A 24,085-nucleotide genomic window follows, 5' to 3' on the forward strand; every position below is an offset into this window, starting at 1 on the left:
GTATTGGTGTTTGGTGCCGCGCCTCAGGCGGCGTGGAACTCGGCGGGGTGCGGGCCCGTGCGGCCGTCGCGCTCGAGCATGTCGATCACCGCGAGTTCGTCGGCCGCCAGCTCGAAGCCGAAGACGTCGAGGTTCTCGGCGATGCGGCTCGGCGTCACGGACTTCGGGATCACGACGCGCCCCTGCTGCAGATGCCAGCGCAGCACGACCTGCGCGGGCGTCACCCCGTGACGTGCGGCGACGTCGACGACGGATGCCTCGCCGAGCACGGCGCCCTGCGCGAGCGGGCTCCAGGCCTCGGTGACGATGCCGTGCCGCTCGTTCGCCGCGACCGTTGCCCGGTTCTGGAGTGCGGGATGCAGCTCGACCTGGTTCACCGCGGGCACGACGGTGCTCGAGGCGAGGAGGCGGTCGAGGTGCTCGGGTTCGAAGTTTGAGACGCCGATCGCCCGCACACGTCCGTCGGCGTAGAGCCGCTCGAGTGCTCGCCAGGTGTCGAGGTAGAGCCCGCGCTCCGGCGTCGGCCAGTGGATCAGCGAGAGGTCGAGCTGCTCGAGCCCGAGCTTCGCGAGGCTGTCGTCGAACGCGCGCAGCGCCCGGTCGTAGCCCTGGTCGGAGTTCCAGATCTTCGTCGTGATGAAGAGGTCGTCACGGGCGATGCCGGAATCGGCGATGGCCCGGCCGACGCCCGCCTCGTTGCCGTAGATCGCGGCAGTGTCGATGCTGCGGTATCCGGCGTCGAGCGCGGTGGCGACCGCGGACGTCGTCTCGTCGTCGGGCACCTGGTAGACGCCGAAGCCGAGCTGCGGCATCCGCACGCCGTTGTTGAGGGTGATGGCGGGCACGGCGGTGGTGAGGTCGGTCATGGTCTCGCTTTCGGTGTTCGGAGAGTGGGGGTTCAGGCCGCGGTTGCCGCGGTGGATCCGGTGTCGAGGAGCACGGGGCCCGAGGCATCCGCTCGGGGGAGTCGCCGCGCGGTCACGGCGGCGACGACCATGACGGCGAGCGCCACGGCGGTGATGATCGCGCCCACCCAGATGGGCGAGGTGTAGCCGAGGCCTGCGGCGATCGTGAGTCCGCCGGTCCAGGCGCCGAGCGCGTTGCCGAGGTTGAAGGCGGCGATGTTCGCCCCCGATGCGAGCGTCGGAGCGCCCTCGGCGAAGCGCATCACGCGGCTCTGCAGGGCGGGCACCGTGCCGAAACCGAAGCCGCCCATCGCGGTCAGGAGCACCACCGTGGCGACGGGGTTCGGAGCGAGCCAGGCGAAGAGCACGAGCACGACGAGCAGCGCCGAGATGAAGCCCAGCAGGGTGCCGTCGATCGAGCGATCGGCGAGGCGTCCGCCGATCCAGTTGCCGACGACGAGGCCGGCACCGAAGAGCACGAGGAGCCACGGCACGGCGCTCGAGGCGAATCCGCTCACCTCGGTGAGCGTGTACGCGATGTAGGTGAACGCGCCGAACATGCCGCCGAAACCGAGCACGGTCACGGCGAGCGAGAGCCACACTTGACCCGAGCGGAACGCCGTGAGTTCACGGCGGAGGCTCGGTGCCGGGCCGTCGGTGCGGAGGTTCGGCACGAGCGTCGCGATGCCGATGAGCGCGATCACGCCGATGGCCGAGATCGCCCAGAAGGTCGATCGCCAGCCGAACTCCTGGCCGAGGAACGTGCCGAACGGCACGCCGAGCACGTTGGCCGCGGTGAGGCCGGTGAACATGATCGCGATCGCGCCGGCCGCCTTCTCGGGGGCGACGAGGCCTGCGGCGACCACCGAACCGATGCCGAAGAAGGCGCCGTGGCAGAGCGCCGCGATGACGCGGCCGGTCATCATGAGTTCGTAGGTGGGCGCCATGGCCGAGATCGCGTTGCCCGCGATGAAGAGCACGAGGAGGCCCGCGAGCACCGGCTTGCGGGGGAGGCGGGTGGTGGCGGCCGTCAGGCCGAGGGCGCCGACCACGACTGCGAGCGCGTAGCCCGAGATCAGCCAGCCGGCGGCGGCCTCGGTGACGCCGAAGTCGGCTGCGACCTCGGGCAGCAGGCCCATGATCACGAACTCGGTGAGCCCGATGCCGAAGCCCCCGATGGCGAGGGCGATGAGACCGAGGGGCATTGGTGGTTCTCCTGTTAGACTCGGACGAATAGTTGCAGACGCGCTCTATTGCACGGCAGGGATTAATACTTGCACGCGCAATTAGAAAGCGCAAGCAACTATCTGAGTCGAGGAGGAGACATGGGCATCGCCGACGACGCCGTCGAGGTGCGTGCGCAGGGCTGGCGCACGCTCGCCGCGCTGCACGGGCTCATCGAGGCCGAGCTCGAGCGTGCGCTCGCGGCATCCGTCGACCTCTCCGTCGTGGAGTACACCGTGCTCGACGCGCTCAACCGCCAAGACGGCTGGCACATGCGCATGCAGCAGCTCGCCCGTGCCGCGGCGCTCAGCCCGAGCGCGACGACGCGGCTCGTGAACCGGCTCGAAGACCGGGCGCTGCTCACGCGCATCCTCTGCGCCGACGACCGGCGCGGCATCTACACCGAGCTCACCGCTGCGGGCCGCGCACTCTACGAGCGGGCGCGGCCGATCCACGACGAGACGCTCGAGCGGGTGCTCGCCGAAGCGGGGGAGCAGCCCGAGCTCTCACCTGTCGTGGAGGCGCTGCACGGCGTGGCGCTGCCGGCTGTGCACTCCTGAGCTGAGCGGTCAGGCTGCGTTCGCCGAGATGTTCACCAGCCAGGTCACGCCGTAGCCGTCGGTGCACATGCCGAATGCGTCGCCCCAGGGCGCCACCTCCAGCGGCACGATCTCACTGCCGCTCGCGAGCAGCTTCTCCCAGTAGCCGCGGAGCACGGCGTCGTCGTCGGGTCCGCCCGAGAGCGAGATCGAGATCGGCCCGCCGGTTCCGGGGTCGCCCATCGAGCTGGGCGTGTCGGCGCCCATCAGCACGATGCCGCCGTCGCCTTCGAGTTGGCCGTGCATGAGCTTGTCGGCGTCGGCCGGGTCGTCGGCCTGGCCGAACTCGGCGAAGGTGCTCGTCGTGAGCTCGCCGCCGAAGACCGAATGATAGAACTCCAGCGCTTGCCGCGCGTTGCCGGCGAAGTTGACGTACGGGTTGAGCGTGACCATGATCCGAACCCTTTCGATCTGTGGAGGCTGTCGAAGCCGATACTGGTCGCTCGTGCGATCGACGGCAACCCCTGCGGGTGGTGGGTGCAGGCACGCGACCGGCTGTGCTGCTCACGCCCCGGGCGCTGCGTCTTGGCCGCGGCGGGGTCTTGACAGTCGCTGCAGGGCGTCGTATCTTTTAATCAATCAAATGGTTGATCAACGAATGAGTTGGAAATAGGCGAATGATCATCGATCCGGGTGCAGACCATCGGCTCGACCGTGCCTTCATGGCGCTGGCCGACCCGGTGCGCCGCGGCATCATCGCGCGCCTCAGCCGGGGGCCGGCCACGGTCAACGAGCTTGCCGAACCGTTCGCGATCACCAAGCAGGCCGTCTCGAAGCACATCCAGGTGCTCGAGCACGCGGGGCTCGTCACGCGAACGCGTGACGCGCAACGCCGCCCGGTGCACCTCGACCCGGCCCAGCTCGAAGCGCTCACCGCGTGGATCGACCGCTACCGGCTGATCCACGAGCAGCAGTTCCGCTCACTGGACGCGCTGCTCGCCCAAGACCCCGGCGCCCACGCCGAGGCATCCGTCGCCCCAGTTGCGCCGAGCGCGCATGACGGCGACTCCGCTGAGCCCGGAACGGCAGCCGGGCACGCCAGAGAAGAGAACTGAAATGACGAACCCCGTCACCATCACCGCGCCCGAAGGCCTGCCCTTCATCGAGATCGAGCGAGAGTTCGATGCCCCCGTCGCCGCCGTCTTCAACGCGCACCGCGACCCCGAGCTCGTCAAGCGTTGGCTCGGACCCAACGGCTACGACATGCAGGTCGAACGCTGGGACTTCGTGCCGCAGGGCGGATACCGCTACGTGCACGTCGACGCCGACGGCGAGAAATACGCCTTCAACGGCACCTTCCACTCGGTGCGCGAGAACGAGTTCGCGGTGCAGACCTTCGAGTACGAGGGCTTCCCCGATGTCGTCGCCGTCGAGTCGATCGCGTTCGAAGACCTCGGCGGCGGGCGCACGCTGCTCCGCATCCACTCCACCTACCCGAGCCTCGAGGCCCGCGACGGCATGGTCCAGAGCAACATGGAGCTGGGTGTCCGCGAGGGCTACGAGCGCCTCGACGGTGTGCTCGCCGCCTGACGGCCCCACCGACTCCGCCACCACGAACACCGCACCGAACGGAGCATCCTCATGGACTGGACACTGGAAGTCGTCATCGTCCCGGTGAGCGACCTCGACCGCTCGATCGCGTTCTATCGCGACCAGGTCGGATTCGACCTCGACCACGACACGCGCAACGGCGACATGCACATCGCGCAGCTGACGCCCCGCGGCTCGGGCTGCTCGATCGTGATCGGCTCGCTGCCCTCGCAGAACGCCATGGCGCCCGGATCGCTGCACGGCGTGCAGCTCGTCGTCGCCGACGCAGCGGCAGCTCGCGACGAGTTGATCTCGCGCGGCGTCGAGGCGAGTGAGATCACCGTCTTCGACGAGCGCGACGGCGGCACCTTCTTCGGCTTCGCCGACCCCGACGGCAACACCTGGGCGGTGCAGCAGATCAGGGCCCGCGGCGAGCAGCCGCTCATCCCGGTGGAGGCGCGCCAGCGCTTCGGCGCCGAGCAGGAGGCCTGAGGCGGCGTGCATTCGTCGATCGGATGCCGCGGGGCGGCCCTCATCGAGGGCGGCACCCCGCGGCATCCGCATGCCTGACCCGCACTCGCGGTCAGGGGCCCGCAGCGTCCTGCGGGTCAGGCCGGCGCAACCGGCTGTCTGAGGATCGTCCGCAGCTTCTCGGGGGCGGTTCGCCGGGGGTCGCCGAGATACACCTCGTGGTGGCGCCCGTTGAACCGCAGGCCCTCGCCGGGCATGAACTCGTCGTGCAGGCGTGCGAGGGTCGGGCCCTCGTCGTCGTACGACCCGAGGTGCAGCGTCTGCACCGAGCGGCCCTCCGCGAGCCGCTCGAAGCGCACGAGCCTCGCAGCCGGTGCCTTGGCCGTCGCCTTCGAGATCGACTCGGCGACGAGCTCGGGGGTGAGCCAGTCGGGCTGCCAGATCATCATCGTCCACGACCAGGCCGACTTCTCGCGCGTGACGAAGGTCGCGGGGTCGTCGGCGCTCCAGAGTCCCTCGAGGGGTCCGACGACGTAGTCGCGATCGAGCTCTCGCTTGCTCTGGAACTTGGCGGAGTACGACACGGCGTACAGCGCCTCGACAGCGGCGACGTATTCGGGCGCGCTGTTCGGATCGCCGTGCCCGTCGACCATGCAGTACGCGAGCTCCGGCACGTCGATGACCTCGAATCGGCCGCGCGGAGCCGAGTAGCAGGGGAGTTCGCGCTTCACGTCGTACTTGCCGGTCTGAGCCATGCCGACAGCCTCACGTGCACCACCGACATGGCGCCCGGGCGCCGCGTCGGGCCGAGCGGTGTCACCCGCAGCGCGTGCGGTGGGCGCGCGCTCATGACACGATCGACGCAGACCAGCCGGCGTCAGCCCGCCCTCGGCGTCCGTCCTCGGCGATCGTCCCCCGACCAGCACTGGAGCATCATGCAGACTCGCACCCTCGGCCGCACCGCCCGAACGGTCTCGGTCATCGGCCTCGGCACCTGGCAGCTCGGCGCCGACTGGGGCGAGGTCGCCGAGGGCGACGCCTTCGCCGTGCTCGACGCGGCGCACGACGCCGGCGTCACGTTCTTCGACACGGCCGATGTCTACGGCGACGGGCGGAGCGAATCGCTCATCGGCGCTTGGCTCCGAGCGAATCCGGGCTCGGGCGTCACCGTCGCCACGAAGATGGGCCGGCGGATGCCGCAGGAGCACGCCAACTACTCGGCCGAGCACTTCCGGGGCTGGGTCGACCGCTCACGCGCGAACCTCGGCGTCGAGACGCTCGACCTCGTGCAGCTGCACTGCCCGCCGACGACCGTCTACGACGACGACCGGGTCTTCGACGCCCTCGACGCCCTCGTCGACGACGGCTCGATCGCCGCCTACGGCGTGAGCGTCGAACGCGTCGACGAGGCGCTCGCCGCGATCGCACGGCCGAATGTCGCGACCGTGCAGATCATCCTCAACGCGTTCCGGCTGAAGCCGCTCGACGAGGTGCTGCCGGCCGCCGTCGCGGCGGGCGTGGGCATCATCGCCCGGGTACCGCTCGCGAGCGGGCTGCTCTCCGGCCGGTACACGAGCGACACGATCTTCGCCGCGAACGACCACCGCAGCTTCAACCGGCACGGCGAGGCCTTCGACGTCGGCGAGACCTTCTCGGGGGTCGACTACGAGACGGGCGTGCGCGCGGCATCCGAATTCACCGAGCTCGCTCGCGACGCCGCCCCGACCGCGACGCCCGCGCAGGTCGCCCTCGCCTGGATCGCGTCGCAGCCGGGCGTGAGCTCGGTGATCCCCGGTGCGCGCTCGCCGCAGCAGGCCCGCGCGAACGCAGAGGCCGGGTCGCTGCAGTTGCCGCCGTCGTTCGACGGGGCGGTGCGCGAGCTCTACGACCGCGAGATCCGGGCCGCCGTGCACGAGCGCTGGTAGCGCCCCGGCGGCCCGTCACCCCGGCGCAGCCGCGCCGCCGCGCATCGACGCCGCTCCCGCCGCGCCTCGCCCTGGCGCAGCGGCGCCGCCGCGCCTCGCCGCCCCGCGCCATGGGCTGGGGATCACTCGTGTCGCACGGGACCACTCGTATCGCACAGGACCCTGGATATCACGGGTCCCGTGCGACACGAGTGGTCCTGAGTTCTCCCGGCTGGGGCAGTTCCAACGCCAGCCGGCCCCAGCACAGCCCGTCAGCCCGTCAGCCCGTCACCCGGCCCGCCCCAGTCCACGCACCTGCCCGCCCGCCCGCTCCGCGACACCGCACCGAGAAATCGGCGGAAATGCCCCCATTTCGGGTCACAACGTCGATACGCTGCACAGGTGTGGTGTTAGCGGGGGGCTGACAGTGACGATTTCGGGTGCATCGCGCGGCGACTCATCGCCGTGCCCTGCGAACAGGCCCGGCGTTGCCGCGAACCTCCTTCGACCCGTCGAGCAGACGGGCAGATCCGAACACTCGGTCCGTACGAAGGAAGGAATCGAATGATCACCAAACGAGTCATGGCGTTCGAGCACAGCGGGGCCTCGGGCGGGCAGCTCGAGGCGGGCCGGGGCAGGTTCCGGGTCGACCGGATGCTCGGTCTCGCGCTCACCGGCCTGATCGTGGCCACGATCGGCATCGCCGGACAGGCGCAGAGCGCCGAGGCGGCCGCCGACCTCTCCCATTCGAAGCAACTCGCGATCGCCGAGGTCGGCGGTCAGGTCGGCATCGGCGCGACGGGGCTCGATGTCACGGCCCTCCGGGGGGCCGCGGCAGCGCGTTCGGCGACTGAGGCGCTACGCGGTGCACAACCGCTCGTCGCCGAGGCGGGCGCCGAACTCGGCGCAGCGGGGGTCGCCGGGCTCGTGTCCTTGAGCACCGCCGTGATCGCCCAGCTCGGAGCCGGGAGTTCGGCTGCCGCGGTCGTGACGACCGCCGCCGAGCTCCGCGCCGAACAGGGCGCGGTGGGCGCAGCACTCGCGGCGCACCGGCAGGCGGTCGCCGCGCAGCTCGCCGCAGAGGCGGCGGCGGCCCAGGCGGCGGCCGACGCCGCGGCCCAGCAGGTCGCCGACGAGGGCGACGACTGGTCGGGCGGGTCGGATGCCGCGGCATCCGCTTCCGGTGAGGCGACGGGCGAGGCCGCTGCGGCCGCCCCCGCCGCGAACCCGTACACGTCCGAGTTCTACCCGGGCCTTCCGGCTGCACCTCGCGATGAGGACTGCGGGCCGTGCACCGGCAAGGAGATGGTGCCCGTGTACTACAACGGCAAGTACGTCTGGGGCTGCGACGCCTGACCCGACGGTATTCGCGGCGGGCGCTCGGGAGACCGGGCGCCCGCCGTCGTCGTGAGACGGCGGATGGCTACGCCGGAGGAGACGGCGCGAAGCGCCAGCCCGTGATCCAGTCGGGATCCTCGCCGTGCTCGTACGCGTACTCTCGGGCGGCGCTTCGAGCCGCGTGCCATTCGTCGGCGATCTCCGCGATGCCGGTGGCGCCTTCGAGGCCGGGCACGCGGTGCAGCACGTCGAGCGCCAGCCGGTACCGGTCGAGGTCGTTCAGGTGCAGCATGTCGAACGGCGTGGTCGTGGTGCCGCGCTCGACGAACCCCCGTACGTGGATGTTCGCGTGGTTCGTGCGCCGGTAGGTGAGCTGGTGGATGAGCGACGGGTAGCCGTGGAACGCGAAGATCACGGGTGCCGAGCGGGTGAAGATTGCATCGAATCCGGCACCGGGCAGGCCGTGCGGATGGTGCTGCGGGTCCTGCAGGCGCATGAGGTCGACGACGTTCACGAGGCGCACGCGAAGGTCGGGCAGTCGATCGCGCAGGAGCAGCGCCGCCGCGATCGCCTCGGTCGTCGGCACGTCGCCGGCGCACGCGATCACGACGTCGGGCTCGGATGCCGCGGCATCCGCTCGGTCGAAGCCGGGCTCGTTGCCCGCCCACTCCCACACGCCGAGACCCGCCTCGACGTGCGCCGCGGCCTCGGCCGGATCGAGCCACTGCGGTTGCGGCTGCTTGCCGGCCACGACCACGTTGACCCGGTTCTGCGTGTCGAAGGCGTGCCGCATCACCTCGAGCAGCGTGTTCGCGTCGGGCGGCAGGTAGACGCGCACGGTGTCCGCCTGCTTGTTGACGACGACGTTCAGGAACCCCGGGTCCTGGTGGGAGAAGCCGTTGTGGTCCTGCCGCCACACGTGGGAGGAGAGCAGGTAGGTGAGGCTCGCGACGTCGCCCCGCCAGGGCACCTGCTTCGCGGACTCGAGCCACTTCGCGTGCTGGTTGAACATCGAGTCGACGATGTGGATGAACGCCTCGTAGCTCGTGATGAGCCCGTGCCGCCCCGTCAGCAGATACCCCTCGAGCATGCCCTGCATGAGGTGCTCGCTGAGCGCCTCGATGACGCGGCCCTCGCGCGCGAGGTGTTCGTCGAGCGGATGCATCGCCTCCGCCCAGACCCGATCGGTGACCTCGAACACCGCGCCGAGGCGGTTCGAAGCCACTTCGTCTGGGCCGAAGAGGCGGAAGTCGTCGGGGTTCACGCGCATCACCTCGGCGAGCCACTCGCCGAGCACGCGGGTGGCCTCGGCGGAGTCGCCGCGCTCGCCGGGGTCGACGGCGACGGCATGCCTGTCCAGCGGCGGGAGTGTGAGCGGGCGGGCGATGCCGCCGTTCACGTGAGCGCTGGTGTTCGCGCTCATGCGCAGCTCGCCGTCGGGACGCAGGGTGTCGAGGGCCTGCGCCGGGCGCCCCTCGCCGTCGAAGAGCTCCTCGGGGCGGTACGAGCGGAGCCACCCCTCGAGCATCGCGAGGTGCTCGGGATTCTCGCGCACGCCGGCGAGCGGCACCTGGTGCGCGTGGAACGTGCCCTCGACCTGCACGCCGTCGACGACGCCCGGGCCGGTCCAGCCCTTCGGGGTGCGCAGCACGATCGCGGGCCAGCGCGGCGCGGTCTCGGCGAACGCGCCGGCCGCGGCATCCGCCCGGATCGCGGCGATGCGCTCGTAGGCGACGTCGATCGCGTCGGCCATGCGACCGTGCACGGCCATCGGGTCCTCGCCGTCGAACCCGCCCGTCACGAGCAGCGGCTCGTAGCCGTTGCCGCGGAAGAAGTCGACGAGCTCCGCCTCGGGGATGCGGGCCAGCAGCGTCGGGTTCGCGATCTTGAACCCGTTCAGGTGCAGGATCGGCAGCACCGCGCCATCCGTCACCGGGTTCAGGAATGAGTGGCAGCGCCAGCTCGCCGCGAGCGGACCGGTCTCGGCCTCGCCGTCGCCGATGACGCACGCGACCACGAGGCCCGGGTTGTCGAGTGCCGCGCCGTAGGCGTGCATGAGCGAGTAGCCGAGCTCGCCGCCCTCGTTGATCGAGCCGGGGGTCTCGGGTGCCGCGTGCGACGGGATGCCGCCGGGGAACGAGAACTGGCGGAACAGCCGATGCATGCCGTCGCGGTCGGCGGTGACCGCCGGGAACAGCTCGGAGTAGGTGCCGTCGAGCCAGGTGTTCGCGACCATCGCCGGCCCGCCGTGACCGGGGCCGCAGACGTAGATCGTCGGCGTGCCGCGTTCGACGATCGCCCGATTGAGGTGGGCGTAGACGAGGTTCAGTCCGGGGGAGGTGCCCCAGTGGCCGAGCAGGCGCGGCTTGATGTCGCCGGGCTCGAGCGGGCGGGCGAGCAGCGGGTTCGCCATCAGGTAGATCTGGCCGACGCTCAGGTAGTTCGCGGCGCGCCACCAGGCGTCGACGACCTCGAGCGGCACGGATGCCCCGCGCTGATGCCGTTCGCGTCCGCGCTCTCCCGGTTCGCGACCGGGTTCGTGTTCGCGCTGCCGGTGCTCCTGGTGCTCGTCGTGCTCGCCTTCCTCGGACATGGCTTCCCCTGTCGACTCGAGTGCACTTCGAGCCTAGGTCGGTCGTGGTGCCGGCACCACCGAGAGTCTCGAGCGGCTCGGCTCGTGCGGTGCCGGCGCCGGCGCGCTTCGCGGCGGCGCTCCTGCTCGGCTGAGCCCCGACGGCGGTGGTCGGGAGCAGGATGGGCGGTGGGGGAGCGCCCGCCCGAAAGAAGGAGACCCGCGATGCCATTCCTCACCGACGACGATCGGCCGCTCGGCGAACTGCTGCTCGCCCAGCGCCCCGCCGACGGGCATCGCTTCCAGGTGCGCGCGCCGTTCGCCTACGTCGACCCGGTGAGCGGGCTGCGCTACGAGGTGCCGGTGCAGGATGCCGCGGGCGACGACTCCGACCTCGCGTCCGTGCCGAGCGTGCTCTGGGGGCTCGTCGCGAGCTACGGTCGCCAGTCGGCGCCGGCTCTGCTGCACGACCGCCAGTCGGTGCTCGCCGCACGGCTCGGCGATCGGCAGGCCGCCCTCGCGCAGCGCCGCGTCGACGACCGGGTGTTCCGCACGGCGCTGCGGGAGCAGCGGGTTCCGCTGCTCCGTGCCGCGGTGATGTGGGCGTGGGTCTCCGCGGATCGAGAGCGGCAGTTCGGCGGTGCCGCCGGCGCGGTGTTCGTCGGGCAGGCGGTGCTCGGCGGCATCGTCGTGGCCGGGGCATCCGTCGCCGCGTTCTGGAATCCGCTGTGGCTCGCGCTGCTCGTCGTCGTCGCCGTCGCCGCGTTCGCGTGGGGCCGGCTCGCGGCGCCGCAGCTCGTGCTGGCGTTCTCGATCGGGTGGCTCGGGCCGTTCGTGCTCGTGCAGGTCGCGGCGGTCGTGCCGTTCCGGCTCGTGGAGGCCGCGGTCGAACTCGTCACGGGCGGCGACCCCGCCGGTGTGTTCCGGCCGACGGTGCGCGGGCGCTGAGTCGCCGTACCCTCGCCCCCAAGCGTTCTGACGACGGTTTGCGCCACGGAGGACGGCGAGCGCGTGTCCTCCCACACGCAAGAGGTCGCGTGAGTCCTACTCGGTGGTCGCGGTGCCCACGGCCTCGGCCGACTGCGGCCAGTGGTGGAACCATCCGGCCCAGATCTCCGCGCGCCGGCCCTTCGGGCGGAGGAGCGCTCGGCGCGCAGCGAGGTCCTTCGTGAACTCCTCGGTGGCGACCGCGTCGCGGAGCTTCATCGGCGTGGGAACTCGGGCCGCCGCCAGCGTGTTCGCTTCGGGGTTGTCGGTCCGCGCTGCCACGATCACGGGAACCGGCGCGTAGAGCGGCTCGACGAAGACGAAGATCGCGATGATCAGGAGCGCCACGGCACTCACCAGCAGCCATTCGAGCGGCGGCCGGCTCCACGCGGCGATCGCGAGCCACACGCAGGCGAAGGCGCCGAAGACGTAGGCCGCACGCGGGATCGAACTCAGCACGAGCCAGTGCCGGGGCTCGATCGGGCACCGGTCCCACTCGCGCGAGCGCCGAGTGACCGTCGAGAGGCGCTGGTTCAACCAGATGAGCACGGCGAGCGTGAAGCCCGAGGCGACGAGCCAGCTCCACGGGTTCAGGCCCTCGGGATCGGTCACGAACGAGGCCGCTGCGATCGTGGCGGGCACGGCCTCCGCGACATCCCGACCGCCCGGGAAGATGCCGATCAGGAAGCCGATCGCACCGGCGATCCAGCTCGCGAGCGTCGCGAACGCGGCGTAGACGCCCGGCAGGCCGGGCAGGATCGCGGCGATCACGACGGCCGCGAGCATGTTGATGCCGAGCGACTTCTTGTCGATGACCGAGAGCAGGTTCTCGACCTGCGCGACCGCGACCGGGGCCTTCGGGAAGTCGGGTCCAAGCAGGTGCCGTGCGGTGGGCTCGACCACCTGGATCGTGTTCTGGAAGTAGACGGAGTGGTCGAGGAAGGGCTGGCTCGTGTTGTGCACGGCGTGCTCCTCGGGCCCCGTCGAGGTGGAGTCTCCGGGGAAGTAGGCGTTCCGCCACCGTTCGCGACGCCCCGGTGCGGTATCGGCGATGGGGCCCGCGGAGAACGGGTCCCAGATCGCCCAGTAGTTCGCCCAGTCCACCCTGCCGTCAGCGCCGGCGGCCCGGTTGCGAGCGAGCCAGTCCGACACCGGCGCGTACTCGTCGGGGCGGCCGAGCCAACGGTCGCGCCCGAGCAGCACCACCGCGGCCCCGACGGTGGAGAGGCGGCTGACGTTGAAGTCGCTCGGGGTCAGCTCCTCGAAGAGCGCGAGCGTCGCGACCGCGGCGCCCTGCGAGTGCGCGAAGAGCTGCACGTCGCCGTCGTCGCCGACGAGTTCCTTGGCGCGGGCGAGGGCGTCGCGCACGACGAGCCGCATGGCCGAGGCGCGCACGGGACGCTCCTTCCACGCGGCGACATCCCCGATCGACTCGATAATGCCGTCGATGAATCCCTGGGCCACCTTCTTGAACCACGGGATGAGCAGGAGCGGGCTGATGAGCGGCAGGATCGGGGTCAGCACCGTGGCGAGCAGCACGAGGAACAGCCAGATGACGGCGAAGGCGATCGTGCAGACCACGAGACGCACGCTGTCGATCGCGAGATCGACGAGCTTCGGGAGCTTGCGGGACGCCCCCGGCGCCTTCTTCCAGTGCTGCACGAGGGTGTACCAGGGGACGAGCACCATGGTGCCGACGAAGAGGTCGAGGATGCGCCAGATCATGCGCCACATGAAGACGACGGCCCACTGGAAGATCTGGCCGCGACTCATCGGCACGAAGGATTCCGACCAGCGAGCCTCGATGATGGCGATCCTCTGCACGACGTCGTCGGCCTCGCCGGCGGGTCTGCCCGATGCCTGAGCGAGTGGTCCGGGGGAGCGCACCGTCGCCGTGATGATCGGCAGGTCGCCCGAGAGGTCGGACTCGAGGATCGCGACGCCGTGCCGCTCGTCGGCGCCGATCACCCGGTCGCGGGCCAGCCAGTCCATGCGGGCGAGCAGCGGCTCGGCCCACTCGAGCAGGATCTGGCTTCGATACGCGTTGCCCATGCCGTGCACGACGACGAGCGCGCGGTCGAAGGCAACGGCTCCGGATGGCGCGGCACGGCGTCCGGCCGTCGAATCGGCGGTGCCGGGCGCTCGGTCGGGGGTGCCGTCGGCGCTGGCGTCGTCAGCGTCGTCGACGGCGTCGAGGTCGGCGTCCGTCGGCGGCGGGGCTGCTGACTCGTCGGGCGTGGGGCTGGGTGCGATCCGCATGGATTCTCCTCGAGCGAGTGCGTCTCAGCGAACGCTAGCGGCTCGACCGGCCCCGTGTCGCCTGTGCCGTCGCGGAGGTGCAGGTCAGTGCGGGCCCTGAGCCTCCTGCGTCTCCCGGGCTGCCAGTACCTGCACACGGCGCCGGCGCATCGCGGCGTAGACGCCGAGCAAGCGCGGCACCACGACGTATACGGCGAGCGGCACGACCACCAGGGTCAGTGCGAAGGCGCGGAGCACGGGATGCCACGACTCGGAGACCGGTCCGATGAGGATCATGCCGATGGCGACGAGGGGGAAGATCGCGAGCCAGGTGATGACGGCGCGCACGTGGATCGACGGCGGGGCGAGGGGAACGGCCGGGGCCGATGCGGTCGTGACGGGACTGGGGGCGCTGCTGCCGACGCTGTTGCTCATGGTGATTCCTCCGTGTTTCCAACTGAATGGTTGCAATTGAACCACACGAGATCAGTATCCACAACTGTTCAGTTGGAAATTTGCTAGAGTGGCAACATGGCCTGGGACGTCGAGCGCACGAAACGGCTCCTGCTCGACGCCGCGACCGCGGAGTTCAGCGAGCACGGGTTCGCCGGTGCCCGCATCGATCGCATCGCGGCGAACGCCGGCGTCAACAAGGAGCGCATCTACCAGTACTTCGGCAAGAAGCACGAGCTCTTCGCCACCGTGCTCGCCACGCAGTTGCGCAGCACGATGGACGCCGTCCCGATGACCGGCGAGGGCCCGGCCGCGGCGGGCGACTACGCGGGGCGGCTCTTCGATCACCACGTCGCCGAGGCGACGATCCCGCGCCTGGTCTTCTGGGAGGGTCTCGAGCGCGGCGAGAGCGCGGCCGTCGATGCCGCACGCGCCGAGTACCACCGCGTGAAGGTCGAGGGGTTCCAGCGGCTCCTGCCCGGCCTCGATCGGACCCAGGCGGCCGAGCTCCTCCTCACGATCGTCACGCTCGTGAACGCCTGGCCCGTGCTCGGCCACCTCGACGAGCTGCTCGTCGGAACCGGCGAGGCATCGGCGGCCCGACGCGCGGCGCGCCGCGCCTCGATCGTGCAGACGGTCGAACTCCTCGCCGAGGCGGCGCAGCGGGCGTAGACCGTGCGGGCACGGGCCGCCGAGATCAGGGCGGAGTTCAGGGATAACCCTGATCCGCGGCATCCGGTGCCGCTCGTACTGTGAGTAGCGATCGCCGCTCCGCGAACCGCAGGGGGAACTGTCACCGCGGAGTGGTCGATCGGATAGCCGGTCAGCACCGAGTCCCGAACACGACGTGCAGGCCGGCTTCCCCCGTTTCGGGGCACGGGCGGGTTGCGAAGGCAGCCGGCAGAGAAGGGCAGGGCGATGACCGAACGGATGATGCACCTCAGCCGGCATCGCGACGCCGCACCCGCGCGGGGCGAGGTGCGCTCCGCGCACGTCGACCGTGCGCGGAGCTGGAGCGACTTCCGCACCGCGGTGCGCTACGACCCCGCGAACCAGCTCCTCCTCGCCGTGCCGGCGATCAGCGCGAAGCGCGCCGAGCACGCCTGGCTCGGCGAGGCGACGGCGCCGCACACGCGCCTCGGCGAGGGCGAGATGTACCGACGCGAGTTCGAGCGCGGCTCCGTCTACTGGTCGGCGCGAACCGGCGCCCACGAGGTGCACGGGCCGATCGCCGAGCACTGGCAGGGCGTGGGCGGCGAGACGTCGTTCCTCGGCTTCCCGACGACCGACGAACAGCCGCTCGCCGCCTCGGAGTTCGGCGGACGACTCCCCGGCGGGTTCGCGCACTTCGAGGGCGGGTCGATCTACTGGACCCCGGCCCACGGGCCCGCGATCGTGTTCGGCATGGTGCGCGACATCTGGGCACTGCTCGGGTGGGAGCGTTCGGCGCTCGGCCTGCCCGTGCAGGACGTCGACCTCGTGCCCGCGACCGGCGTGCTCCGCGGCGTCTTCGAGCACGGCACGGTGGAGTGGTCGTCGTCGACCGGCCCCGTCGTGGTCATCGATCCGTCGGGCGACGATCCCGATGCGGTCGGCGCACTCGACGCCGTCGATGAGGACACGCTCGACCGGCTCCGCTCGGACTTCGCGCCCGAGGCCTGACCGCCCGAGGCCCGGCAGGGCGCGGCATCCGCGGACCACTCGTGTCGCACGGGACCATGGATATCCGGGGTCCCGTGCGACACGAAGGGTCCCGACCGGCCCACGGGTGCGTGCTCGGCGACGTGACAGACTCGACGGGTGACCCCGACCCTGCCTGAGCTCGCGCCGAGCCCGTACGACGCCGACGAGATGTACCTCGCCTTCGTCGACTGGGCAGAGGGCCGGGACCTCTCGCTCTATCCCGCGCAGGACGAGGCGATCGTCGAGATCGTCTCCGGAGCGAACGTCATCCTCTCCACCCCCACGGGCACCGGCAAGTCGCTCGTGGCCGTCGCGGCCCACGCGGCATCCCTCGCCCGCGGCGGGCGCAGCTACTACACGGCGCCCATCAAGGCCCTCGTCTCCGAGAAGTTCTTCCAGCTCGTCGAGGTCTTCGGCGCGATGAACGTCGGCATGGTGACCGGCGACAGCTCGGTCAACCCGGATGCCCCGATCATCTGCTGCACCGCCGAGATCCTCGCGAACCTGGCACTGCGGCACGGGCCCGACGCCGACGTCGACCAGGTCGTCATGGACGAGTTCCACTACTACGGCGACCCCGACCGCGGCTGGGCCTGGCAGGTGCCGCTGCTCACGCTGCACCGGGCGCAGTTCGTGCTCATGTCGGCGACGCTCGGCGACGTCACCGCGATCGCCGTCGACCTGAAACGGCGCACGGGCCGTGAGACCGCACTCGTCACCGGCGTCGACCGCCCGGTGCCCCTGCACTTCTCGTACGCGAAGACCCCTGTGCAGGAGACGGTCGAGGAGCTCATCGAGACGCGCCAGGCCCCCGTCTACATCGTGCACTTTTCGCAGGCCGCGGCGATGGAGCGGGCGCAGGCTCTCTCGTCGATCCGCGTGGTCACGCGCGAGCAGCGCGACGAGATCGCCGAGGCGCTCGGCGGGTTCCGCTTCAACACCGCCTTCGGCAAGACCCTCTCGCGACTCGTGCGCGCGGGTATCGGCGTGCACCACGCCGGCATGCTGCCGCGGTACCGGCGGCTCGTCGAGACGCTCGCGCAGCGTGGGCTGCTGCGCGTCATCTGCGGCACCGACACGCTCGGCGTCGGCATCAACGTGCCGATCCGCACGGTGCTCATCACCGCGCTCGCCAAGTTCGACGGACAGCGGATGCGCCAGCTCACGGCGCGCGAATTCCACCAGGTCGCGGGGCGGGCGGGGCGGGCCGGCTACGACACCGCCGGCACGGTCGTCGTGCTCGCGCCCGAGCACGAGATCGAGAACGAGGCATCCGTCCGCAAGGCGGGCGACGACCCGAAGAAGCTCAAGAAGATCGTGCGCAAGAAGGCGCCGGCGGGTCAGATCACGTGGGGCGAGGCCTCGTACGAGCGACTCGTCGCGGCGGAGCCCGAGCCGCTCGTGCCGCAACTGAAGCTCACCGCGGCGATGCTGATCAACGTGATCGCCCGCGGGGGAGATGTGATCGGCGACATCCGCTCGCTCGTCTTCGACAACCACGAACCGCGTGCGCGGAAGTTCGAGCTCGCGCGCCGCGCGCTCGAGATCTTCCGCACCCTGCGTGACGCCGGCGTCGCCGAGCTGCTGCCGCCGTCGGGTGGGGGACTGCCGATCGTGCGACTCACGGTCGACCTGCAGCCGAACTTCGCGCTGAATCAGCCGCTGTCGCCGTTCGCGCTCGCCGCGATCGAGCTGCTCGATCCCGAGGCCACTGCAGAGAACGGCGTCGGCACCGGCCACTACGCGCTCGACGTCGTGAGCGTCATCGAGTCGACCCTCGACGACCCGCGCCCGATCCTCTCCCAGCAGCAGTTCAAGGCGCGCGGCGAGGCGATCGGCCGCATGAAGCAGGACGGCATCGAGTACGACGAGCGCATGGAGCTCGTCGAGCTCGTCACCTGGCCGAAGCCGCTCGACGAACTGCTCGCCCAGTCGTTCGAGGTCTTCGCGTCCAGCCAGCCGTGGGTGCGCGATTTCGAGCTCTCGCCGAAGTCGGTCGTGCGCGACATGTTCGAACGCAGCATGTCGTTCGGAGAATACGTCGGCTTCTACCAGCTCGCGCGTAGCGAGGGCCTCGTGCTGCGCTACCTCTCCGACGCATTCAGGGCGATCCGCCAGACGGTGCCGACCGAGGCGAAGAACGAGGAGCTGCTCGACATCATCGAGTGGCTCGGCGAACTCGTGCGCCAGGTCGACTCGAGCCTCGTCGACGAGTGGAACGAGCTCATCGACCCCACCGCGCACCTCCCTGAAGACGAGGTCGCGGTCGTGCCGCCGGCCCCGCCGTCGGTCGTGACCAATCGCCGCGCCTTCACCGTGCTCGTGCGCAACGAGCTCTTCCGCCGCGTGCAGCTCGCGGCCCTCGAGCGCGACGACGACCTCGCCGAGCTCGACCCCGAGGCGGGCTGGGCCGACGCCCTCGACCGGTACTACGCCGAGCACGACGAGATCGGCACCGGGCCCGCGGCCCGATCGCCGCGACTGGTCGCGATCGACGAGTCGGATGCCGCGGGCGGCACGTGGCGCGTCGAGCAGACGATCGACGACCCCGCGGGCGACCACGACTGGCGCATCCGTGCCGAGGTCGACCTCGACGCCTCGGCCGAAGAGGGCGCGGCGGTCGTGCGCGTCACCGAGGTCGTGCGACTATAGCGGCGCGTCGTCCTCCGGCGGGTCACGCTCCGCCGCCGCGTCACGCGACCGCGAGCATGGCCGCCGAGGCCAGCGCGAGCACGAGCCCGGCCCACTGCACCGGTGCGATGCGCTCCTTCAGCACGATCGCCGCGAGCAGGATCGTGCCGGCCGGGTACATCGCGCCGAGCACGGCGGCGATCGCGAGCTCGCCGGCGCGGATGCCGAAGAGGATGAGGGCGTTCGCGGCCGCGTTCACGAGTCCGCCGACGACGGCGAGACGGATGCCGCGTGCCCGGTCCCGAGCGACGATGGCGGTGTCCGCCGGTTCGTCGGCCCGCGGCATCCGGGGCCGCTTCGCCCGCATGCGGAGTGCCAGCCCGCCGACCAGGGCGAACATGACGGCCGCGGTGACGGCGCTGTTGACCGCGAGGGGCGCGAGGCCGCTCTCATCGGAGGTCCGGTCGATGAGGATGAAGAACGCGCCGATCGCAGTGCCGGATCCGAGACCCATGACGATGCCCGTGATGCTCGGCCTGACGGCGCCGCGCTCGGGCACGAAGCCGACGAGCACGACCGCGACGAGCGCGAGCCCGAGCGCCCACGGCGCGAGCGGACCGAGCCGCGCGCCGGTCGCGAGCCCCCAGAGCATCGGCACGATCGCGGAGACCACGGCGGTGAGCGGCGACAGGATCGACATCGGGCCGATCGCGAGGCAGGCGTAGAGCAGGCCGATGGCGACCGCCCCCGCGACACCGGCCGCAGCGCCCCACCAGAGGTCGGCGACGGTCCACGCCCCACCCGACAGCGGGGTCGCGACGGCAAGGCCGATGAATCCGGCGAGCGCGGCGACCGCGGTGGCGAACACGGCGCCGATGCGTTTCGCGGCGATCCCGCCGAGGAAGTCCGCCGCCCCGAACACGAATGCTCCGGTGAGCGAGAGGACGGCGGTGAGCATGGTGCTGCCCAGCGTATCCGGCATGAGCGGGAGGCCCGATCTGCTCATGCGTGCGACTGCCGTCCGGTGATCTGCTCATTTGAGCAGCGCGTGTGAATTCCGCGTGAAATCAGGGCGAGCGGGTGAGGTGAACCCCTTGGCAGCGGCACCGCACAGTCTTATGCTTCGGAACAATCGTCCCGCCGCCGGCGTGCTCGCAGCAGCGTCGAATCCGAGGTGGGGTGTGGTCGTTCGATGAGGAGAGTCATGCAACGTCGCACCAGAAACTGCTTGTCCGGGGTGGCGCTCGCCGCCGCAGGCACGCTCGTCGCCGGGTTCCTCGGCGCCGTGCCCGCGTTCGCCGCGGTCGACGCCTCGGGCGTCGTGATCAACGAGGTCTACGCCCGCGGAGGCAGCGCGAACCAGCCGTTCCAGAACAAGTTCGTCGAGCTCTACAACCCGACGAACGCCGACGTCTCCCTCGCGGGCTGGTCGATCCAGTACCGCTCGGCAACGAGCACAGCCCCCGCGAGCGGCGTCGGCGCGTTGAGCGGCACGATCAAGTCGGGCGGTTACTACCTCATCGGCCTCAACAGCAACGGCGGCAACGGTGCGGCGCTGCCGACCGCCGACGCCTCCTTCTCCGTGGCGCCGAGCGGCACGAACGGCTCGCTGTTCCTCGCCAAGGTGCCCGGTGCGATCAACCCGGGCAACGGATCGGTCGTCAACAACCCGCAGGTGGCCGACTACGTCGGCTACGGAACGTCGACGAACTTCGAGACCGCGGCCGCCGCGTACCCGGGCGACAACGCCGTGCCCGGCAGCATCGTGCGCACCGGATTCAAGGACACCGACGACAACTCGAAGGACTTCACGTTCGTCTCGGCGCCGACCCCGCAGAACTCGGGCAGCGCCGGCGGACCGGTCCTGCCGATCGCCAAGACGATCGCGCAGATCCAGGGCACCGACGTCGCCGCGAGCCCGCTCGTCGGCCAGACGGTCGTCACCGAGGGCATCGTCACGGCCGACCACCGCATCGGTGGCTACGACGGCATCTACATCCAGACAGCCGGTTCGGGTGGGGCGACGGATGCCACGCCCAAGGCGTCCGACGGCGTCTTCGTGTACCTCCACGGCGAGAACCCCGCCGTCTCGATCGGCGACAAGGTGCGCGTCACAGGCCTCGTCGAGGAATTCAATGGTCTGACCCAGCTCCGCCCCGAGAAGGCCGCCAACGTCGAGCTCGTGCAGTCGGCGGCGGGACTGCCCGCGCTGACGCCGCTGCCCGCCGCTGCCGTGGGCAACGCGGCCCGCGAGGCGTTCGAGGGCATGCTCGTGGCGCCGAGCGGCACGTACAAGGTCGTCTCGAGCCACAACCTCAACCGCTTCGGCGAGCTCTGGCTGAACGCCGGTGCCGCGATGCCGGTGAAGTCGACCGAGACGCAGCTGCCCGGCACCAAGGCGGCGAGCGACATCGCGGCCGCGAACAAGGCGAGCCGCATCCTGCTCGACGACGGGTACAGCATCGCCGTCCGCAACTCGAACGGCACCGACAACCCCGCCCACCCGGGTGACCAGCCCTACTTCACGAAGGCCACGGTCGTCCGCAACGGCGACGTCGCGGCGTTCCCGGCCTCGGGCTACGTGCTCGGCTTCGGATTCAACGAGTGGCGCCTGCAGCCGTCTCAGCCGATCAACGACGCGAGCCCCGCTTCGGTGAAGCCGACGTTCGCGAGCCTTGACGCCGCAGGCAAGGTCATCGGCAACCCGCGCCCGACGGCGGCGCCGACGGTCGGCGGCGACATCAAGGTCGCGGCGTTCAACGTGCTCAACTACTTCACGACCTTCTCCGACGACAACCCCGACGCCCGTGGCGCCGCGAACGCCGAGGAGTTCGCGATCCAGAAGTCGAAGATCGTCACGGCCATCAACGCGCTCGGTGCCGATGTCGTTGCGCTCCAGGAGATCGAGAACTCGGTCAAGCTCGGCGAGGCACCCGACGAGGCGCTCGCCGATCTCGTCGCGGGGCTCAACGCCGTAGCCGGGTCGAAGGTCTGGAACTACGTCCGCACCCCCGAGGCGCTCCACGACGCCGCGATCACCGACTTCATCTCGAACGCGATCATCTACAAGACCGCGTCGGTCAAGCCCGTCGGCGAGGCCCAGACGATCGTCGACGAGACCGTGTGGGACATCGCTCGCGAGCCGATCGCGCAGACGTTCAAGTTCGACAAGCAGTTCGTGACCGTCGTCGCGAACCACTTGAAGTCCAAGAGCGGCACCGACCCGTCGCCGCAGCCCGGTCAGGACGCCTTCAACGACGAGCGCACCGCGCAGGCGCAGTCGCTGCTCAGCTTCGCCAACGGCCTCTCCGAAGGACGCAAGACCGACATCTACCTCGTCGGCGACTTCAACTCCTACGCCAAGGAGGATCCGATCAAGGTCTTCACCGACGCGGGTTGGACCGACATCGTCCCCAAGAAGGCTGCTGGGCAGTACACCTACACCTTCGACGGTGAGCTCGGATCGCTCGATCACGTGATCGCCTCGAAGTCGGCGACCGACAAGGTCACCGCGGCCGGCGTCTGGGCGATCAACTCGCCCGAGTGGTCGGCACGGGAGTACTGGGGCAACGCCGCTGAGGCAGGCACCCCGTTCCGCTCGAGCGACCACGACCCGATCGTGGTCGGAGTCGGCGTGGAGTCCGCGCCCGCGACCGTCGAGATCGACGTGGTCACGGTGAACGACTTCCACGGCCGCATCGAGCAGTCGGCGCCGTCGGGCGGCATCGCAGCCCTGTCGACCGCGGTGAAGGAGATCCGCGCCGAGAACCCGAACACCGTCTTCGCCGCAGCCGGAGACATGATCGGAGCCTCGACATTCACCTCGTTCATCCAGCAGGACAAGCCGACCATCGACGCGCTGAACGCCGCAGGACTCGACGTGAGCTCCGTCGGCAACCACGAGTTCGACCAGGGCTTCGCCGACCTGACCGATCGCGTCATGCCGCTTGCGCTCTGGGACTACCTCGGTGCGAACGTCTACGACAAGGTCACCGGTGAGCCGGCTCTGCCGGAGTACTTCATCCAGGAGTTCGACGGTGTGCGCATCGGCTTCATCGGTGCGGTCACGGATGAGCTTCCGTCGCTCGTCAGCCCCGGCGGCATCGCCGACATCACCGTCGGAGACCCGACCGAGGCGGCCAACCGCGTCGCGGCCCAGCTGAGCGACGGCAACAAGAAGAACGGCGAGGCCGACATCCTCATCCTGCTCGTGCACGAAGGCGCTGCGACCACCAAGATCGAGTCGGCCACCGACCCGAACTCGAGGTTCGGCAAGATCGTGCTCGGCACGAGCGACGAGGTCGATGCGATCGTCTCCGGGCACACGCACCTCGCGTACAACCACGTGATCGACGGACGCCCCGTCATCTCGAGCGGCCAGTACGGCGAGAAGTTCGGGAAGATGGAGATCCAGTACGACCGGAAGACCAAGTCGATCTCGAAGATCACGAACGAGGTCTACGACCTGATGAGCGGCACCACGCCGAACTACGCCGACGACCCCGCAGTCAAGTCGATCGTCGACGCGGCGAAGGTCGTCGCCGACGAACTCGGCAACGTGGAGCTCGGTCAGGCGGCCGGCGACTTCAACCGTGCGGCGTTCGCGCCGATCGCGGGGGCGACCACCTACCCCGAGAACCGCGGAGGAGAGTCGACGCTCGGCAACTTCGTCGCCGACGTGCAGCTCTGGTCGCTGAACGAAGACGGCACGCGCGACGTCGACATCGCCTTCATGAACCCGGGCGGTCTCCGGGCCAACATCGAGAGCGGTCCGGTGACCTACCGCGAGGCGGCCGCCGTGCAGCCGTTCGCCAACACGCTCGTGACGATGAACCTCAGTGGTGCTCAGGTCAAGTCGGTGCTCGAAGAGCAGTGGCAGCCGGCCGGTGCATCGCGTCCGTTCCTGAAGCTCGGCGTGAACGCTGGACTCGAGTACACCTACGACCCGGCTGCGGCGAAGGGCTCCCACATCACGGAGATCCTGCTGAACGGCGTGCCGATCGATCCGGCGGCGACGTACTCGGTCGGCGTGAACTCGTTCCTCTCCACCGGAGGTGACAACTTCACGACGCTCAACGCGGGCACGGCGAAGGCCGACAGCGGCAAGGTCGACCTCGAGTCGATGGTCGACTGGTTCACCGCGCACGGCACGGCGACGGCCGACTTCGCACAGCGCGCAGTGGGCGTCTCCGTCTCGAACGACGGGAACGGCTACGACGTCGGCGACCAGGTCACGGTGAAGCTGTCGTCGCTCGACTTCAGCACCACCGAGCCGGCCGCGGGCACCGTCTCGATCTCGTTCGGCGGGGTCGAGCTCGGCAACGCCGCGGTCAACCGCGCCTTCACCCCGACGGTGGACGAGATCGGAACCGCGACGGTCGTCATCACGATCCCGGCCGGAGCATCGGGCGCGACTCGATTCGACATCGGGGTGCCGAGCACCGGCACGACGAGTTCGTTCGTGCTTCCGGTCGACTGACCGGTAGCCGCGACGGCGACGGGGGCGAGCGGATGCGACATCCGCTCGCCCCTTCTCGTTCCCTCGTGCAC

Annotated in this window: 19 protein-coding genes; 11 read left to right on the plus strand and 8 right to left on the minus strand. The window is 70.3% G+C overall.

Annotation, left to right across the window (positions count from 1 at the left end; genetic code table 11):
- Positions 1-23 precede the first annotated feature (23 nt).
- The gene (locus tag ESP57_RS13965; RefSeq protein ID WP_129232023.1) at positions 24-866 is read right to left on the minus strand and encodes an aldo/keto reductase; all 843 of its coding nucleotides are present in this window, start codon (positions 864-866) and stop codon (positions 24-26) included.
- Positions 867-898: 32 nt separating this feature from the next.
- The gene (locus ESP57_RS13970) at positions 899-2,110 is read right to left on the minus strand and encodes an MFS transporter (protein ID WP_056011313.1); all 1,212 of its coding nucleotides are present in this window, start codon (positions 2,108-2,110) and stop codon (positions 899-901) included.
- Between the two features lie 120 nt (positions 2,111-2,230).
- Between ESP57_RS13970 and ESP57_RS13975 the strand changes: the two genes are divergently transcribed.
- Positions 2,231-2,689 carry a MarR family winged helix-turn-helix transcriptional regulator gene (locus ESP57_RS13975; protein ID WP_115960924.1) on the plus strand — a complete coding sequence of 153 codons (459 nt, stop codon included), beginning with the start codon at positions 2,231-2,233 and terminating at the stop codon, positions 2,687-2,689.
- A gap of 9 nt (positions 2,690-2,698) precedes the next feature.
- On the opposite strand, the gene ESP57_RS13980 is transcribed toward ESP57_RS13975, so the two are convergent.
- The gene (locus ESP57_RS13980) at positions 2,699-3,121 is read right to left on the minus strand and encodes a VOC family protein (RefSeq protein ID WP_341539091.1); all 423 of its coding nucleotides are present in this window, start codon (positions 3,119-3,121) and stop codon (positions 2,699-2,701) included.
- Positions 3,122-3,345: 224 nt separating this feature from the next.
- Between ESP57_RS13980 and ESP57_RS13985 the strand changes: the two genes are divergently transcribed.
- From ESP57_RS13985 to ESP57_RS13995, 3 genes are read left to right on the plus strand one after another with little or no spacing between them, the layout of a single operon-like run.
- Positions 3,346-3,783 carry an ArsR/SmtB family transcription factor gene (locus ESP57_RS13985; RefSeq protein ID WP_129232024.1) on the plus strand — a complete coding sequence of 146 codons (438 nt, stop codon included), beginning with the start codon at positions 3,346-3,348 and terminating at the stop codon, positions 3,781-3,783.
- 1 nt (position 3,784) lies between these two features.
- Complete coding sequence (locus ESP57_RS13990) at positions 3,785-4,258, plus strand: SRPBCC family protein (RefSeq protein ID WP_115960927.1); 474 nt, start codon at positions 3,785-3,787, stop codon at positions 4,256-4,258.
- A 51-nt stretch (positions 4,259-4,309) separates the two neighbouring features.
- Positions 4,310-4,750 (plus strand): VOC family protein, encoded by a 441-nt coding sequence (locus ESP57_RS13995; RefSeq protein ID WP_115960930.1) that lies wholly within the window; start codon positions 4,310-4,312, stop codon positions 4,748-4,750.
- 116 nt (positions 4,751-4,866) lie between these two features.
- Here the strand turns inward: ESP57_RS13995 and ESP57_RS14000 are convergent, their stop codons facing one another.
- Complete coding sequence (locus ESP57_RS14000) at positions 4,867-5,484, minus strand: GyrI-like domain-containing protein (protein WP_129232025.1); 618 nt, start codon at positions 5,482-5,484, stop codon at positions 4,867-4,869.
- 180 nt (positions 5,485-5,664) lie between these two features.
- Between ESP57_RS14000 and ESP57_RS14005 the strand changes: the two genes are divergently transcribed.
- Positions 5,665-6,654, plus strand: coding sequence for an aldo/keto reductase (locus ESP57_RS14005; protein ID WP_115960936.1), 990 nt, complete (start codon positions 5,665-5,667; stop codon positions 6,652-6,654).
- 543 nt (positions 6,655-7,197) lie between these two features.
- Positions 7,198-7,989, plus strand: a complete 792-nt coding sequence (locus ESP57_RS14010) for a hypothetical protein (protein ID WP_129232026.1) — start codon at positions 7,198-7,200, stop codon at positions 7,987-7,989.
- 67 nt (positions 7,990-8,056) lie between these two features.
- Here the strand turns inward: ESP57_RS14010 and ESP57_RS14015 are convergent, their stop codons facing one another.
- Positions 8,057-10,564, minus strand: a complete 2,508-nt coding sequence (locus ESP57_RS14015) for a phosphoketolase family protein (protein ID WP_115960943.1) — start codon at positions 10,562-10,564, stop codon at positions 8,057-8,059.
- A 204-nt stretch (positions 10,565-10,768) separates the two neighbouring features.
- Between ESP57_RS14015 and ESP57_RS14020 the strand changes: the two genes are divergently transcribed.
- A complete protein-coding gene (locus ESP57_RS14020) occupies positions 10,769-11,491 on the plus strand; it encodes a DUF1353 domain-containing protein (protein ID WP_158556761.1) in 723 nt (240 codons plus the stop codon).
- Positions 11,492-11,587: 96 nt separating this feature from the next.
- Here ESP57_RS14020 and ESP57_RS14025 read toward each other — a convergent pair whose 3' ends face one another.
- Entirely contained in the window at positions 11,588-13,789 is a 2,202-nt protein-coding gene (locus ESP57_RS14025; protein WP_129232027.1) for a hypothetical protein, read from the minus strand.
- Between the two features lie 84 nt (positions 13,790-13,873).
- The gene (locus tag ESP57_RS14030) at positions 13,874-14,203 is read right to left on the minus strand and encodes a putative antibiotic biosynthesis monooxygenase (protein WP_129232028.1); all 330 of its coding nucleotides are present in this window, start codon (positions 14,201-14,203) and stop codon (positions 13,874-13,876) included.
- A 96-nt stretch (positions 14,204-14,299) separates the two neighbouring features.
- Here ESP57_RS14030 and ESP57_RS14035 point away from each other — a divergent pair, with 96 nt between their 5' ends.
- The 3 genes from ESP57_RS14035 (at position 14,300) to ESP57_RS14045 (ending at position 18,556) form a co-directional block, all read left to right on the plus strand.
- A complete protein-coding gene (locus tag ESP57_RS14035; RefSeq protein WP_115960955.1) occupies positions 14,300-14,893 on the plus strand; it encodes a TetR/AcrR family transcriptional regulator in 594 nt (197 codons plus the stop codon).
- Positions 14,894-15,139: 246 nt separating this feature from the next.
- Positions 15,140-15,883, plus strand: coding sequence for an LGFP repeat-containing protein (locus ESP57_RS14040; RefSeq protein ID WP_129232029.1), 744 nt, complete (start codon positions 15,140-15,142; stop codon positions 15,881-15,883).
- A gap of 189 nt (positions 15,884-16,072) precedes the next feature.
- Positions 16,073-18,556: a DEAD/DEAH box helicase gene (locus tag ESP57_RS14045; protein ID WP_129232183.1), complete on the plus strand. Its 2,484-nt coding sequence runs from the start codon at positions 16,073-16,075 to the stop codon at positions 18,554-18,556.
- A 40-nt stretch (positions 18,557-18,596) separates the two neighbouring features.
- On the opposite strand, the gene ESP57_RS14050 is transcribed toward ESP57_RS14045, so the two are convergent.
- Positions 18,597-19,493 (minus strand): EamA family transporter, encoded by an 897-nt coding sequence (locus ESP57_RS14050; protein WP_129232030.1) that lies wholly within the window; start codon positions 19,491-19,493, stop codon positions 18,597-18,599.
- 246 nt (positions 19,494-19,739) lie between these two features.
- Here ESP57_RS14050 and ESP57_RS14055 point away from each other — a divergent pair, with 246 nt between their 5' ends.
- Positions 19,740-24,014 carry an ExeM/NucH family extracellular endonuclease gene (locus tag ESP57_RS14055; protein WP_243648536.1) on the plus strand — a complete coding sequence of 1,425 codons (4,275 nt, stop codon included), beginning with the start codon at positions 19,740-19,742 and terminating at the stop codon, positions 24,012-24,014.
- The last annotated feature ends 71 nt before the right edge of the window (positions 24,015-24,085 follow it).

The sequence above is a fragment of the Agromyces fucosus genome (assembly GCF_004134865.1).
Taxonomy (GTDB): Bacteria; Actinomycetota; Actinomycetes; order Actinomycetales; family Microbacteriaceae; genus Agromyces; species Agromyces fucosus.

Excerpts from the sequence above, each read along its gene's own strand:
- ESP57_RS14010 (WP_129232026.1), top strand. The coding sequence starts at position 7,198 with ATGATCACCAAACGAGTCATGGCGTTCGAGCACAGCGGGGCCTCGGGC.
- ESP57_RS14055 (WP_243648536.1), top strand. The coding sequence starts at position 19,740 with ATGCAACGTCGCACCAGAAACTGCTTGTCCGGGGTGGCGCTCGCCGCC.
- ESP57_RS14050 (WP_129232030.1), bottom strand. The coding sequence starts at position 19,493 with ATGCTCACCGCCGTCCTCTCGCTCACCGGAGCATTCGTGTTCGGGGCG.
- ESP57_RS13975 (WP_115960924.1), top strand. The coding sequence starts at position 2,231 with ATGGGCATCGCCGACGACGCCGTCGAGGTGCGTGCGCAGGGCTGGCGC.
- ESP57_RS13980 (WP_341539091.1), bottom strand. The coding sequence starts at position 3,121 with ATGGTCACGCTCAACCCGTACGTCAACTTCGCCGGCAACGCGCGGCAA.
- ESP57_RS13990 (WP_115960927.1), top strand. The coding sequence starts at position 3,785 with ATGACGAACCCCGTCACCATCACCGCGCCCGAAGGCCTGCCCTTCATC.
- ESP57_RS13965 (WP_129232023.1), bottom strand. The coding sequence starts at position 866 with ATGACCGACCTCACCACCGCCGTGCCCGCCATCACCCTCAACAACGGC.
- ESP57_RS13995 (WP_115960930.1), top strand. The coding sequence starts at position 4,310 with ATGGACTGGACACTGGAAGTCGTCATCGTCCCGGTGAGCGACCTCGAC.
- ESP57_RS14040 (WP_129232029.1), top strand. The coding sequence starts at position 15,140 with ATGACCGAACGGATGATGCACCTCAGCCGGCATCGCGACGCCGCACCC.
- ESP57_RS14005 (WP_115960936.1), top strand. The coding sequence starts at position 5,665 with ATGCAGACTCGCACCCTCGGCCGCACCGCCCGAACGGTCTCGGTCATC.
- ESP57_RS14035 (WP_115960955.1), top strand. The coding sequence starts at position 14,300 with ATGGCCTGGGACGTCGAGCGCACGAAACGGCTCCTGCTCGACGCCGCG.
- ESP57_RS14000 (WP_129232025.1), bottom strand. The coding sequence starts at position 5,484 with ATGGCTCAGACCGGCAAGTACGACGTGAAGCGCGAACTCCCCTGCTAC.
- ESP57_RS14025 (WP_129232027.1), bottom strand. The coding sequence starts at position 13,789 with ATGCGGATCGCACCCAGCCCCACGCCCGACGAGTCAGCAGCCCCGCCG.
- ESP57_RS13970 (WP_056011313.1), bottom strand. The coding sequence starts at position 2,110 with ATGCCCCTCGGTCTCATCGCCCTCGCCATCGGGGGCTTCGGCATCGGG.
- ESP57_RS14020 (WP_158556761.1), top strand. The coding sequence starts at position 10,769 with ATGCCATTCCTCACCGACGACGATCGGCCGCTCGGCGAACTGCTGCTC.
- ESP57_RS14015 (WP_115960943.1), bottom strand. The coding sequence starts at position 10,564 with ATGTCCGAGGAAGGCGAGCACGACGAGCACCAGGAGCACCGGCAGCGC.
- ESP57_RS14030 (WP_129232028.1), bottom strand. The coding sequence starts at position 14,203 with ATGAGCAACAGCGTCGGCAGCAGCGCCCCCAGTCCCGTCACGACCGCA.
- ESP57_RS14045 (WP_129232183.1), top strand. The coding sequence starts at position 16,073 with ATGTACCTCGCCTTCGTCGACTGGGCAGAGGGCCGGGACCTCTCGCTC.
- ESP57_RS13985 (WP_129232024.1), top strand. The coding sequence starts at position 3,346 with ATGATCATCGATCCGGGTGCAGACCATCGGCTCGACCGTGCCTTCATG.